12 protein-coding genes are annotated in these 14,271 nt (G+C 62.7%); 11 read left to right on the top strand and 1 reads right to left on the bottom strand.

Features of this window, described 5'->3' with window-relative positions; genetic code table 11:
• The first annotated feature begins 12 nt into the window (after positions 1-12).
• The 4 genes from Q9S36_RS22570 to Q9S36_RS22555 all read left to right on the top strand — a co-directional run bounded on the left by Q9S36_RS22570 (position 13) and on the right by Q9S36_RS22555 (position 5,123).
• Positions 13-2,004 carry a thrombospondin type 3 repeat-containing protein gene (locus tag Q9S36_RS22570; protein WP_311287104.1) on the top strand — a complete coding sequence of 664 codons (1,992 nt, stop codon included), beginning with the start codon at positions 13-15 and terminating at the stop codon, positions 2,002-2,004.
• A 254-nt stretch (positions 2,005-2,258) separates the two neighbouring features.
• Positions 2,259-3,275, top strand: coding sequence for a magnesium/cobalt transporter CorA (corA, locus tag Q9S36_RS22565; RefSeq protein ID WP_311287103.1), 1,017 nt, complete (start codon positions 2,259-2,261; stop codon positions 3,273-3,275).
• 64 nt (positions 3,276-3,339) lie between these two features.
• Positions 3,340-4,353 carry an acyltransferase family protein gene (locus tag Q9S36_RS22560; protein WP_311287102.1) on the top strand — a complete coding sequence of 338 codons (1,014 nt, stop codon included), beginning with the start codon at positions 3,340-3,342 and terminating at the stop codon, positions 4,351-4,353.
• A gap of 68 nt (positions 4,354-4,421) precedes the next feature.
• The gene (locus Q9S36_RS22555; RefSeq protein ID WP_311287101.1) at positions 4,422-5,123 is read left to right on the top strand and encodes an SGNH/GDSL hydrolase family protein; all 702 of its coding nucleotides are present in this window, start codon (positions 4,422-4,424) and stop codon (positions 5,121-5,123) included.
• 34 nt (positions 5,124-5,157) lie between these two features.
• Here the strand turns inward: Q9S36_RS22555 and Q9S36_RS22550 are convergent, their stop codons facing one another.
• Positions 5,158-6,570: an S-layer homology domain-containing protein gene (locus Q9S36_RS22550; RefSeq protein ID WP_311287100.1), complete on the bottom strand. Its 1,413-nt coding sequence runs from the start codon at positions 6,568-6,570 to the stop codon at positions 5,158-5,160.
• Between the two features lie 329 nt (positions 6,571-6,899).
• On the opposite strand from Q9S36_RS22550, the gene Q9S36_RS22545 reads away from it, so the two are divergent.
• From Q9S36_RS22545 to Q9S36_RS22515, 7 genes are all read left to right on the top strand, one after another.
• Entirely contained in the window at positions 6,900-8,429 is a 1,530-nt protein-coding gene (locus Q9S36_RS22545; protein WP_396653830.1) for a sugar transferase, read from the top strand.
• Between the two features lie 21 nt (positions 8,430-8,450).
• Positions 8,451-9,578, top strand: coding sequence for a glycosyltransferase (locus Q9S36_RS22540; protein ID WP_311287098.1), 1,128 nt, complete (start codon positions 8,451-8,453; stop codon positions 9,576-9,578).
• Positions 9,579-9,583: 5 nt separating this feature from the next.
• The gene (locus tag Q9S36_RS22535; protein ID WP_311287254.1) at positions 9,584-10,621 is read left to right on the top strand and encodes a glycosyltransferase family 1 protein; all 1,038 of its coding nucleotides are present in this window, start codon (positions 9,584-9,586) and stop codon (positions 10,619-10,621) included.
• Positions 10,618-11,556: a glycosyltransferase family 2 protein gene (locus Q9S36_RS22530; protein WP_311287097.1), complete on the top strand. Its 939-nt coding sequence runs from the start codon at positions 10,618-10,620 to the stop codon at positions 11,554-11,556. The genes Q9S36_RS22535 and Q9S36_RS22530 overlap by 4 nt, the downstream gene beginning before the upstream one ends.
• Positions 11,553-12,659, top strand: coding sequence for a polysaccharide pyruvyl transferase family protein (locus tag Q9S36_RS22525; RefSeq protein WP_311287096.1), 1,107 nt, complete (start codon positions 11,553-11,555; stop codon positions 12,657-12,659). Before Q9S36_RS22530 ends, Q9S36_RS22525 begins: the two co-directional genes overlap by 4 nt.
• A 69-nt stretch (positions 12,660-12,728) precedes the next feature.
• Positions 12,729-13,823, top strand: a complete 1,095-nt coding sequence (locus Q9S36_RS22520; RefSeq protein WP_311287253.1) for an oligosaccharide flippase family protein — start codon at positions 12,729-12,731, stop codon at positions 13,821-13,823.
• Between the two features lie 265 nt (positions 13,824-14,088).
• Positions 14,089-14,271 (top strand): sugar phosphate nucleotidyltransferase (locus Q9S36_RS22515; protein ID WP_311287095.1); only part of this gene is annotated, 183 nt, incomplete at its 3' end.

The following is a 14,271-nucleotide window of genomic DNA, read 5'->3' as shown; positions in this document are numbered from 1 at the left end:
GGGATGGTCGACATGCACCGGTTCATCAGCGCCAAGCGCGCAGCCATTGCCGCCGCCGCGATATTCGCGCTGCTGCTGTCCAGCACAACGCCCGCGCTGGCCGCAGACGTACACGAAAGCAGCCTTCCGCATCAGGTTCTGATCGCAACGTCCGAAGAGCCGGTCCCGCCCTCGGACGCGTGCGAGTGGTACGGCACGATGTCGCGGGAGTTCATCGAGAACACCACCACCAGTTTTTCCCGCCAGGTCGTAGAGGAGAGGACGAGCGTCGTCTCAGCTCCCGTCGATGGCGAGTTGTGTGGTCTGAAGTGGGCGGGAAGCTACACCGCCGACTTCTACTCAAGCTACGAGGGTGTGTGCAACACGATCGTCGATACCCTGACCAACAATTTCTCTGGTGCGGGAACGGGAAGCTACGGCGGCATCGTCGACGGTCCGGACCTGAGCGGCAGATACTTCCCCGCGTTCTCCACTTCTATAACCGAGTCGATGAGCGGGAGCGTCGAAGTCTTCGGCTCCGGCGACTGCGGCGAAGGAGCCGTCTCGCGTTCGGAATCAGGTTCAGTCGGAGTGAAGAGTCTCAGCACGATCTGTCAAGAGGACGCCGTACTCACCGACTACTACCTAACGGAGGATGCGCAGGTCGCTCAGGGCGCTTGTGTCTACACGGTATCTACGAGCGCAAATGGGTACACCGTCAACTCGACGGAGACGACGACGTGGAACCTTCGCCGCACGGTCTGCGACGACACCGTCGACACCGATAGCGGCGGAGTCAGCGACTGCACCGAGTTTGAGAACGGCACGAATCCCGCGGACCCGTCCGACGACAATGATCCCGACAACGATGGCGACGGGATCCCCGACAGCACGGACGACTGTCCTTCGATAGCAGGCCCTGCGTCGGCGGGGGGCTGCCCCGACTACGACGGAGATGGCGTGAACGACTTCGTCGACAATTGCATGACAGTCGCCAACGCCGGCCAAGCAGACCTGGACGGGGATGGCGCCGGTGATGATTGCGACCTCGACGCCGACGGCGACGACTACGCGGATGCCGACGAGCCAGGTGCCGGCTTGGACCCGCGCGACCCCGACTCTGACGGAGACACCGTTCTGGATGGAAGGGATGCGTGTCCCCTGCTCGCGGGAGACGCGACGACGGGATGCCCGTCGAACTTCTCCTGCGACTCGGTCGAGAAGTCGTGGGAGCTGTTCGATCCCACATACACAGCTCGAGTGGTGGTCGCGCTGTCGCCGGACGCACACCTGTACACCTTCGGGCCTTCCTTCATCGCCTGCTGGAACGGCCAGATGGCCGACTTCGACGTCGTCACGTGGGAGGCTGCGACCGACCCTGGCCTGGATACTGCCGTCCTCGATCTCTTCGGCTTCGAGGTCGGCTACGAAGCCGAATCCATCGATGTCCAGGCCGGTACCCCCGCGTCGCCGGCTCACGCCTACGCCTCCGCCGTGTTCACCATCGACTTCGATCCGATGGTCTTGTTCGACAAGCTCGGGGTGAAGGGGCAGATCGAGAACAAGGCCACCAAGGCGCTCAAGAACAAGATCGAAAAGGTCCTGGTGAGATACGGCTACGGCTCTCCGGAGTTCGATGCAGAGCTCCTCGAGTGGTCATCCGAGGTGAGTTGGAAGTTCATTTCCGCCACTGAGAAGCTGGCATCGAAGTTGCGGAAGGCGGGGGTCCCGGACGGCTTGGCAGGCGCCATCGAGGAGCGAGCAGTCAATGAGATCGGAAGCCTGATGAGGGAGTTCCGTGAGTTCGTCGGCACGTTCGCATCCACCAGCGGTATGTACGATCAGGGCGCCGATGTCATCGCCGAACGACTGGTCTCGGAGCTCTTCGGAAAGCTGCAACCCACGCTGTCGTTCGAGATGTGGGAGCCGAAGTACGAGTTCGTTCTCTACGCGAACGGCCACATCGACACACTGGATCACACGGAGTTCGTCAATCCGCTGCTCACTATCGAGCTCCAGGAGTAGCTCGAGTAGCCGAGCAACATCGAGATCCCGCAGAGCACCGGCCCGCCCCGGCCGCTGAGCGAGCGCAGCGAGACGAAGCGCCCCGCCCGCCGAACGACCGCCCCTCCCCTCCCCGGCCGCTGAGCGACCGCCCCTCGCCTCCCCCGGTCGCTGAGCAAGCGCGCCTTCTCCCCCGGTCGCTGAGCGAGCGCAGCGAGACGAAGCGCCCCAACGCGCGTATCGTCGAGAGGTTCCCACGAGCAGGAGGCCCACCGATGACGGTGATCGACAACGGCGTGTACGTCGACGGGCGCCGCACGGCGAATCCGGTGAGCCTTGAAGAGACCTTCGAGACCATGCGCGAACGCGGCGGCATGAGCTGGATCGACCTCTACCGTCCCGACCTCGACGAGCTGCACCGTGTTGCCGCCGAGTTCAGCCTGCACCCGCTCGCCGTCGACGACGCCCTCGCCGGCCACCAACGCTCCAAGCTCGAGCGCTACGGCGACACGCTCTTCATCGTGTTGCGTCCCGCCCGGTACATCGACGACAGCGAGACGGTCGAGTTCGGCGAGCTGCACGTCTTCATCGGCCCTGACTTCGTCGTCACGGTCCGCCACGCCGAATCGTGCGACCTCGCCTCGGTGCGCGAGCGCCTCGAGGCGGATCCCGAACTGCTCGCGCGTGGTCCCGAGGCGGTGCTCTACGCGGTGCTCGACCAGGTGGTCGACGAGTACGCACCGGTGATCGCCGGGCTCGAGAACGACATCGACGAGATCGAAGACCAGCTCTTCGACGACGGCGTGGACGTCTCGCGCCGCATCTACGCGCTGTCGCGCGAGGTGCTCGACTTCCAGCGGGCGACCCAGCCGCTGGTCGGGATGCTGGAAGCCCTCCTCCGCGGATTCGACAAGTACCAGGTCGATGTCGAACTGCAGCACAACCTCCGAGACGTGCACGACCATGCCATCCGCGTCACCGAGCGGGCGGAGTCCTTCCGCGCGATCCTCGACAACGCCCTCACGGTCGAGGCGAACGTCGTCGCCCGTCGCCAGAACCTCGAGATGCACCGCATGTCGGAGATGAGCCTCGCTCAGACCGAGCAGGCCAAGAAGATCTCGTCGTGGGCGGCGATCCTCTTCGCCCCGACCCTGATCGGCGCGGTCTACGGCATGAACTTCGACTACATGCCCGAGCTGTCGTGGGACTTCGGCTACCCCTTCGCCCTGACCCTCATGCTCGCCTCCAGCGCGATCCTCTACGTCGTCTTCAAGCGCCGCAACTGGCTTTAGCCCCCATCGGATGCCGCGAAGCCACCCGACCACGCCTGACACGGCATCGCTAGGCTCGGCTGCTATGGGTGAACGGTCGGCGGCGATCGACGCGGTACGCGTGGTGGGCATGGTCGCCGTCGTGGCGGGTCACGTCTGGATCAACCCGGAAACACGCCAGTGGCTCTACACATGGCATTTGCCGCTGTTCTTCATCCTCACGGGCTACCTGTGGAGCGGTCGGCGCGGAATCAAGGGCGAGGCCGCGGTACGCGCGCGGACGTTGCTCGTCCCCTACGCGTGCTGGTTCGCGATCATCGCCTCGATCACGTGGGGATTCCAGCTGGTACAGGGAACGTTCAATCCACGCGTTGCGGCTGGACAGGTGTGGGGTGGCCCTCTTCAGTCCGAACCGTTCTGGGCCTTCTGGTTCCCCACGGCACTGTTCGTGGCGACCATTCTGTACGTTCCCGTTTCTCGACTCGCGTTGCCCTGGCAGTGGTGCGTTGCGTTGGCTCTGCTGATCGTGACCGCCTATGTGCCGGGCACGCAGCTGGCGTTTCTCCCGCTCGCGATAGGGCAAGGCCTTGGCGCATTCGTCTTCGTCGTGGCGGGGCAGACGCTGCGCCGTGCTCAGGCGCGCATGAATCGTGACGGCGTGGTGGGCCCGTCGATGCTGGCCGGCGGGGTGGCGCTCGTTCTGCTCTTCCCCGACAGCTTCGTAGACGTGAAAGGCCTGCACTTCGGAGTGCCCGTCGTGGGGATTCTCACAGCCGTCCTGATCGGTGGCGGGCTCATCGTGACCGCTCGCGCGTACCTCTCACGGATGCCGCGTCCGTTGTCGGTGACGGTGGTTTGGCTGTCGATGTCGTCACTCGTTGTGATGTTCGTTCACGTGCCCATCGCCAGCGCCCTTGACGCATTGGGAGACGGCTCGGTGGCCGGGCTCCTGATCACGATCGTCGCCTCGTGGGCGCTGGGGCTGGCGCTTGTCGCGCTCCCGGCGGCTTGGTTCCTGACGGGAGCTCGGGGTGCCGCCCCGCGCGTGAACGACACATCAAGCGTTGACAGCGCGGCTACTCGGCCGGAGCGTGCGTAGCTGACTCTCGCCGGCTCGGCGCATGAGCCTCCACCAATCCCCCAGCCACCCCGTGAGAGCATCGCCGGATGCCCGCGCTCCTGAAACGCCACCCGGCGTGGACGATCGCCGCCGTTGCGGTGGCCGTCCTCGCGATCGCGGTCGCATCCCTGCTCGCGGTGCGCGAGGCCAACGCGAACGCCCGCCTCGCCGAGATCTGCTCGCAGATCCACTCCGTCTCGGAGCACCTCGATGAGGCACCGATCACCGAAGGCGACGAGACCGTCGCGGTCCTCGGCGACTCGTACTCTCAGGGCTGGTCCGTCGGCGGGCCGAGCGAGGCCTGGCCCGCAACCTTCGGCGAGCAAACCGATACGGCCGTCTACGTCGATGGCTTCGCCGGCTCGGGCGTGACGGGCTCGACCTTCTGCCCCGAGGCGTCGTTCGCCGAGCGCGTGGACGAGATCAACCGCATCGAGCCGGATGCCGTCATCATCCAGGCCGGCCTCAACGACACCACTGCTTCGAGCACCCGTCTGCGCGAGGCTCTCGCCGCGGTCCTCGACGAGATCGACGCCGACCGGGTGATGGTGGTCGGTCCCCCTTCTCCCCCGGCTCGCACCGCGGCGGCGCTGCAACGCGTAGAAGAGGCATTCGCCAAGACGGCCGAAGACGCCGGCGTCCAGTACGTCTCCCTCCTCGACCTCGAGCTCGAGTATCAGGACGACAAGCTGCACACCGATCGCGACGGGCAGCGCATCATCGGCGAGACGATCGCCGCCGCCTGGTGACCGCAACGCGTCGCCGCGACCCCAGGCCTAGGGCTCAGACCTGCCGCCAACGCAGCCGCGTGTCGGTGGACGAGGTCTTGCACTGCATGAGCGTTCCACCCGAGGTGTACCCGTACCATCCGGCGTAATCGCGGGCGCAGAACGCGCCGGCCGTCACCGTGCCGGAGTACAGCGGCGAGGGCGGCGGCGAGCACTCACTCGCGGTGATGGGGGTCGTGCCGCCGTTCTCGAGACGGTAGAGGAAGGCGGCCATCTCGGCGCGCTTGACCGTGACGAGCGGGCGATAGTCCCGGCATCCGTAGCCGACGTTCCAGCCGGTGGAGATGCCTGCCGCGGCGAGCCAGCGGATCTCTTTATAGAAGGTGCGGGACGACGAGACGTCGCGGAAGGGAGATTCCCCGTCGGGCGAGTAGGCGGGGCTGCCCTCGAAGCGATAGAGGAACGCGGCCATCACTTCACGTGACGTCGACCAGCCCGGCCGGAACTCCGTGCCTTTCGAGGTGTTCCACCCCTTCGAGATGCCGGTATCGGCGAGCCAGGCGATCTCGCGGTAGAAGACGTGCGAGGTGCGCACGTCGACGAACGGCGAGGTCGCCGGCGGCGTGTACGCGGGTTCTCCCGCCATCCGGTACAGGAACGCGGCCATCTCGCCCCGCGCGATCGAGCGTGCCGGGCGGAACTCGTAGGTGTCGCCGACCTTCCACCCGCGCGAGATGCCGGCGTCGGCCAGCCACCGGATCTCGTCGTAGAACACGTGGTTGGTCGATACGTCCGAGAACGTGACCGGAGTGGGGGCGGGAGTCGAGTCGCCCAGGGGCGGCAGCGTCACCGACTGCGATCCGCACGTGCCGCTCAGGACGGACGAGAGCGCATCGAACTCTGCCTGGTCGACGGTGAGCGACCACCGGTACTTCACGAGCGCCCACGACGTGACGTACTCGCACACGTAAGAGGAGTTGGTGGGCAGCCACTCCGCCGGGTCTTTGTCGGCCTTCGACTGGTTCGAGGTGCTGGATGCCGCAGTCAGCGCGTACGGGACGTCCAGATCGTTGGCGAAAGCACGCCGCTGCTCGTTCGTCCAGCCCGAGGCGCCCGAGCGCCACGCTTCCGCCAGGGCGACGACGTGGTCGATCTCGATGCCCGAGGGGGCGTAAGCCGTGACGCCGTCGTACGGCGAGACCCAGGTGCCGCCCGAGATCCAGCAGCCGTCGTCGACGGTGACCCGCGTCGTGGACTCGTCGATGAGCACTTCGTACCGTGTGTTGCAGTCGTCACTGTCGGCGTCGATCCAGTGCTCGAACAGGTCGCGGTCGTAGGACGGGGTCGTGGTCTCGGCCGCAACAGTGAGCAGCCCAGGCAGCTGCGCCGCGGTGATCGTGTCAGCCTGCGCCGCCGGTGCCGCGATGAACAACGACGAAACGATGGATGCCGCGGCAATCAGTGCCACGCGCGCGCGAACGTGCATGTGATGGTGCTCCCCCTGCCGATTCCCCATCAGCTTCGCTCACCCTATGCATGCGCGACCAGCCGGGCGTCGCTACGACGCGGATCGGTTCATCACAATCCGGTCACATCCCCCCACTTAAGCGTCCCCTCTTCGGGGGACAAACCCGCGATATTCCGGCATTTCGCCGCAAAGCCGACGCCAACCCTGCACATCGACGACACAATCCTTAGCTACTCTCGAACGCGAAGCAGCTAGTCGAGACGCCGAGAGGACGGTCCGTGACGTCGAGCCTGGATCAGGTCGACGCGACACAGACGTCGCATTCGAGAATGCCGGAACCGTCAGCAGCGGGAGCCGCGGTGACGGGTGCAGAGTCACTCGTCCCGCGGTCTGTTGCGTTCATTCCCACGCCGCCACCCGCCGACAACTGGCGGCAGCGCTACGCGCGTCGCATCTGGGCAACCGACCTGCTTGCGCTGGTGTGGGTGGTGTACGGCACACAGATTGCGTGGTTCGGACTCGGTAACGCGCAGGTCGCGATGCGCGAGGACTCGCGCACTAGCGAAGTTTCCTATTGGTTGTTCTCGGGCGCACTGGTGATCGCATGGATGATGGCGCTGACACTTGCGGACTCTCGCAGCCACCGCGTGATGGGTTCCGGCAACACCGAGTACGTTCGGGTCGTCGATGCGAGCTTCCGCCTATTCGGAGTGGTCGCGATCGCGGCGTTCCTCTTCCGCGTCGAAGTTGCTCGCGGGTTTCTCCTCATCAGCCTTCCAGCGGGCGTGCTGGTCCTTATTGCAGTGCGCTGGCTCTGGCGTCAATGGTTGATTTCACAGCGACGACTCGGCGGGTACGCCGCCCGCGTTCTCCTCGTCGGCTCCGAACACTCGGTATCCGAGATCGCGAGAGAACTGGCCCGATCACCGCACGCGGGGTATCACGTGGTTGGCGCCTGTGTTCCGTCAGGGCGGATCGCAGGAACTATCGAAGGCACGGACATCCCCATCATGGGCAGTGTCAACGCCGTTGATCGAGCCATCGCAGCCATTGGTGCCGATACCGTCGCCGTCACGAGCACCGATGAATTACCTCCCCAGAAGGTTAAAGAGATCTCGTGGGGATTAGAAGCGGGCAAGCAACACCTCGTCTTAGCCCCGAGCATTATCGACGTCGCGGGTCCCCGTATTCACATGCGGCCTGTCGCTGGACTACCTCTCATCCACGTGGAGACGCCACGGTTCAGCCGAGGGCAACGCGTCGTGAAGCGGGTGATGGACCTGATCATCTCCCTCCTTGGAATCGTGGCGATCAGCCCGCTGCTGCTGTTTCTTGCGATTGGCGTGCGTTTGTCGAGTACAGGCCCAATCCTCTTCCGTCAGACCCGTATCGGACTGGGGGGCAGAGAGTTCACGATGCTCAAATTCCGTTCTATGGTCGTCAACGCGGAGGAGTTGCTGGTAGACCTCCGCGAGCAGAACCGTGATACGGGCAACCAGGTGCTCTTCAAGATGAAGAACGACCCGCGGGTGACATCGATCGGTCGCATCATGCGAAAGTTCAGCCTTGACGAGCTTCCACAGCTGTGCAATGTGATCGGCGGCTCTATGTCGCTCGTAGGTCCTCGGCCGCCGCTACCCAGCGAGGTCGCGCAATATGCAGATCACGTTCACCGTCGCTTCCTCGTGAAGCCCGGGATCACCGGACTGTGGCAGGTCAGCGGGCGCTCGACCCTCTCGTGGGCAGACACTGTCCGGCTAGAGCTCTCTTACGTCGAGAACTGGTCACTCGTGGGTGACATCGCCATCCTCGCGAAGACCGCCAAGGCTGCACTCGCACCCGGCGAGACAGCACATTGACCCAAGCATCGAGGAGAAGAAATGCCTTCAGTTGCGATCATCGGTACGCGAGGCTACCCCAGCTACTACGGGGGTTTCGAGACTGCAGTGCGGAAGTTGGCGCCCTACCTGTGCGACGCTGGCTGGGATGTCACAGTCTACGGGCGGCCCGGGACAACTCGCGGCGACGATAAGGACCGCGATCCGCGCGTAGATGCCGTCGAAACATGGGGCATCGAATCCAAGTCGCTCTCGACACTCAGCTATGGGTATTTCGCGACCCGCGACGCTATTCGCCGCCGCGTAGACGTCGCCCTGGTCATGAACGTCGCGAATGGCTACTGGCTGCCGATGCTCAAGCGTGCGGGCATCCCGACTCTTGTCAACGTCGACGGCATCGAGTGGGACCGAGACAAGTGGAATGGCTTGGCCAAGCGGGCCTTCATCCAAGGAGCTAAGCTCACCGCGAAGTACGCTTCAGAACTGGTATTCGACGCTGAGGCGATCGGCGCGCGTTGGCGAAAGGACTTAGGGCGGGACGGCGTCTTCCTGCCCTACGGTGGCGAGGCGGGGGAACCGCTCGAAGTTCCTCTGAATTTGGAGCGACGCAAGTATGTCCTGGTCGTTGCCAGGTTCGTGCCGGAAAACAGCATCTCAGCGTTCTTTGACGCTGTACCCCGAATCCAGCAGGAAGCGCCCGTCATCATCGTCGGATCGACTGGTTATGGCGGCGACCTCGACGACCGTGCCGCCGAACTAGACCGAACTTACGACCGTGTGCAGTGGCTCGGGCATGTCAGCAATGACAGCCTCCTATCGGCGTTGTGGCAGAACGCGGGCGTGTATTTCCATGGTCACTCAGTAGGAGGCACGAATCCCGCGTTGGTCCAGGCGATGGCCTCGGGCGCCCCGGTCGTTGCGCGAGACACTGTCTACAACGCAGAGGTCCTCGGTGACAGTTCCCAGCTGAGCGCACCGAGCAGCTCCGACATTGCCTCGAGCATCATTACGCTTCTGGGCAATCCGGAACGTCAGGACGAATGCTCCCGACGAAATCGGCTCCGCGCCCGCTCTCGATACTCGTGGGACGAAATCTGCAGTGGATATGAGAAGAATCTCCGGGCGATCATGCCGGCCGACGCTCCGGTGCCGATTCGGAGTCGAGCGTGAGGGTCATGTTCGATGGTTACTGGTGGTTCCGCGGACCCATTAGCAACCGGATGGTGCAACGACAGATCATCCAAACGTGGGCTCAAGAATTCCCAGCGGACGATCTAGTTGTTGCGGTGCCTAGTCACCGATCAGCAGAGGATGTTCCTGATTACGCTGAACTCTTGCAGGTGGATCATGCCCCGGTCCAGGCGGCACTCAATCTGGTTCATCTCCCCCGACTCGCTCGACGTCACCGCGTCGACGCGATCATCGCCCATAACTTTGCTCCACGCACCGCGATCTCCGCTACTTTCATCCACGATCTGATGTTCATGGATCACCCCGAGTGGTTCACCAGGGCTGAAAACTCATACTTCCGGGTGATGACCGCATCGGCACGAAGGACACGTGGCCACCTCGTCACTTCCTCGCAAACCGAAGCACGGAGAATCGAACGACTTTGCGCCCGACAAGCAATTCCCGTCGGACTCGCAATCTCCCCCGAGTTGCTTGAGACCCTGCCAGACGCGCCGGCCGCAACCCCGCCGTCGACGTTCTTACTCGCGGTAGGGCGACTGAATGTGAGGAAAAACCTGAGCGCGGCAGTCGAAGGATGCATTGAATCCGGCACCCTTCGCCCCGACCGACCGCTCGTCGTCGTGGGAGAGGCTTCAGGAAGACACACATCCTGGTCAAGCGGCGCCCGGAGGGCGATCGACGACGGCCGCGTTCGCTTACTCGGTCCTGTGAGCGACGCTGAGTTGAGTTGGCTTTACAGGCGCGCCGACGTTTTCTTGATGCTCTCGCTAGATGAGGGATACGGGCTCCCGATAGCCGAGGCGGTCGGCTTCGGCACTCCAGTCTTGGCGAGTGATATAGAGGTCTTTCGGGAGGAGTTCGGCCCTCACGTTTGCCTAGTCGATCCGTTGGATGTTCGGGCGATCGCGCGAGTAGTGGCGGCACAGTCACCTCAGCGGCGGGCACCCGCGACTATTCACGACTGGCACACCATCGTCCACCGGATACGCCGCTCGCTCGACTGCGCGGAGGCGGCAGCATGATCACCGTCGTGGTGGTCACGTACAACAGCGCACATCTCCTCCGGGGATGCCTGAGTCACTTGAGTGCGCTGGATGACGAGGTCGATATCGTCGTTGTCGACAACTGCTCTTCCGATGGGAGTGCGCAGGCGGCGCGGGAGGCCGCACCGACCGCCAAAGTCGTTGAGCGCACAGACAACGGAGGGTTCGCGGTAGCAGTGAATGAAGGCGTCCGACACGCCAGGGGATCATCGGTACTCCTGCTAAATCCCGACGCCTACATAACAGCTGGCGCTCTTCGCGCCCTCGCCGGGAGCCTTTCTCGACAAGCTGACGTCGGTGCAATCGCACCGCTCGTAACGCCCTCTGGCCCGGTTAGACCAACAATTGCCGCAGGCAGCGCCCCAACGATCATTCGCATGATGACCCACATGTCGGGGCTCTCTACTCTGCCGCTGCGCGCCCTGCGGGGACACTATGCCCAACTACGGCATGTACTTCGCAGTAGCGGATCGATCGATGTGGAGTGGGTGTCGGGTGGGTGCGTACTCGTCCGTCGCGCTGCCCTTGAGTCGATCGGAGGACTGAGCGAACGATGGTTCATGTACGCGGAAGACATCGACATGTGCCTCAAGCTGAAAGATGCGGGCTGGCGCGTCGCGCTCGACTCCGAAGTCAACGCCACCCACGAAACTGGTCAAAGCTCCGCAGGGCAGGACGGTAGGGTTTCCACGCTATGGCTGGAAAACTTGTTTGATCTGTACTGCGTTCGCTACAGCCCTGGAACGTTCCGGCGCACAATCTGGCTTCTGACCACGTGGGGGGGGTTTCAGGCCCGTCACCTTGCATATCGACATAGAGACAGATATCAGGCAGAGCGATTCCGGATCTACGCGAGTAGCGCCGCTCGGCTGATGTCGCGCCGGGCCCTACCTATCAGACAAGCGAACGCATGAGATACTCCATTGGCGCATATGACCGGTTTAACTTCGGAGACCTCCTCTTCCCCCATGCAATAGATAGGTATTCGCCGGAGCCCGTGTCGCATATCAGTACAACGCGAGTGGATCTGTCTGAACGGGGAGGCGTCAAGACAGTAGCGGTTCAAGACGTGGTCCTCTCGCCTGGTGATTCGTTGATTGTTGGTGGTGGGGATGTGTTGTCGGCCTCGTGGTTGGGCGCGTGGTGGCATCTACAGTCAGAGAAGGTTGATTTCGTTGCTCGTGCAGCAAATCGATTGCTTCCGCAGCCAGTCATGAACGAAATGGCACGGCGCGCCCTTAGTGGTTCGTGGCCCCTGCCATTCGTTCCGCCTCCAGACATATGTAGCGCAACCGCGGTTGCATATAGTTCCGTAAGCGGGAGCCACATCCATGCGCTCGATCGCCGCGAAATTGAGTATCTAAGGTCCGCAATGCAAGCCGCGCGGTACATATCAGTACGGGATCGAGAGACCCAAGCCATCCTGGCCACAATTGGCGTGGATGCGGCGCTGGCTCCAGATTCGGTGGCGGTGTTTGGATTGCATACGCCGCCGACGGAACGCCTGCCCCGCACATTTGTCCTGCAGGCTTCGGATCAGTGGGTCCGCCCACGTGTTCACGAGCTTGTGAACGCGATCAATGAACTGGCGGCTGAAGGCTGGCGAGTTGAGTTCCTATCGATCGGACAGGTCGCTGGCCATAGCGATGCAAAAGCGCTGGATCGCCTCAGACGAGCCGGCGCGCGTGTGACCGCGAACGACGCTTCGTCCGTATCTGAGATTTGGGAAGTGATTAGAAACGCCACAACGTTTTCGGGCAGCAGCCTCCACGGTCATATCGTGTCGATTGCAAACGAGACGCCATGCGTCGCACTGGGCGGTGTGAAAAAGCTTGAGGACTACGCTCGCACATGGTCCCCAGACGTCGTAGATGTTTGCACCGACGTGGCGACATTGCCCATGATGGTTAAACAAGCCCGGTCGCGTCCGAATGATCTGAGGAGCGAGGCCCGCCTGCGCGCGGCGAATTCCGCTCGACTCAACCTCGAGTCGATGATGGAAGCGGTAGCTTTCTAAGTGCGCCGCATTGTCTCGCTAGGGGGATCACAGTATCTCTCGCTTGCAACCCAACTAATCACCGGCCCCATGGTGGCGCGCGCGCTCGGTCCAACAGACCGTGGACTACTCGCAATCGTCCTGGTGCTGTTTGCCGTTCTTCCAACCGTCGTTTCCTTTGGTGGACCGGCACTATTTCGAGCACTCGCGGCGGCAGGATCTTCCCCTTCCGACGCGTATCGGCGCCTGCGCCATCACTCGTGGGTTGGCCTCGCAGTCTCCGCAACTATGGCGGTACTGTTAGCGCACGCGATGCCGCTCTCAAGTACGGCGGAAAGATGGTCCGTAGCGGCTCTCCTCGCGATCGCGGCACTAGTGAGCTACCGCAATGCGGTTCTTTCGGCGTCAATAGCTCTGGGGCGCGTTGATCTCGTCACACGAAACAGCTTTGTTCAGGGAATCTCGACGTTGGCCATTATCTCTGGACTCTTCGCCCTAGATGCACTGACCGTCACAAGCGTATGTCTCGCCTACGCGTCCGTAGCGATAATCACGTTCGCGATATCGAGCCGCCCTCTCGTCTGGAAAGAGTCGGAGAGCGCTCCAGTGTTCCGCCTGAAGTATGCCCTTTCCTCGATACCTGGGCAGTTTGGCGAGTTGATGCTCATGCGAGTTGATCAACTCATCGCACCGGCCATTCTCGGTCTCGCCGCTGGCGGCATCTACTCTGTTGGGTGGAGTTACGCATTTATGCTTTACCCGCTTGCTCACACCATAGCTCTGGGCAAGGTTTCGGGCCACATTGAGGATCGCCTGCGGGGAGCATGGGTCACACCCACCTTGATTGCGACGGTTGCCGCAATAATGGCGGCGGTGGCATTTCCCGTCATCCACATTCTGTTCGGCGACCAGTACGCCGCATCGGTGCCCGTGGCGCTTGTTCTGGTAGTTTCATTCGCACTGTTTGGCCTATCCACGCTTTACGTCCAAAGGAATCTTTCTCGGGGAAAGGCCTATCGCAACAGCGTTTCGGCGCTTTTTGGCATAGCCACTATTCTCGTGCTATCAGTGCCGCTTTCCACACACAACGAAGTCGGAATTGCTTGGGCGAGCGTTTCGGGTGCCGTCGCGGGAATGATTGCGCTTATCATATTTGAGCGCTTCGATGACCGGAGGCGAGTTTGATCACCTGCACCCCGACCGGCAAGGGCCATCCCCAAATCTTGGAACGGATCGGGAGCCGCACACTCACTGCCGGCAGCCTGCACATCCGGAAGACTGTCTATTCCCACCTGAGCATTACAGGCGTCGCGAATGAGCGAAGTTCCAACCTGGTCGATCTAGGCGCGTCTATACATAGTTCTCTACGACTAGTAGCAGATCTCCACTCGGAGTCCGAAGCAAGTCGCCGCGAGGGCCTCGAACTCGCGCATTCACGAAGGGTCGCCCCATGAAGGGCATTGTTCTTGCGGGTGGGTCGGGGACGCGGTTGCATCCGATCACGTTGGGTGTGTCGAAGCAGTTGGTGCCGGTGTATGACAAGCCGATGGTCTATTACCCGTTGTCGACGTTGATGTTGGCGGGGATCGACGAGATTCTGGTGGTCACGACGCCGCATGATGCGCCGTTCTTT

The sequence above is a fragment of the Microbacterium sp. ARD31 genome, assembly GCF_031844425.1.
Note: the sequence above shows the minus strand (reverse complement) of the source record. Positions and strands in the feature narration are given on the sequence as shown.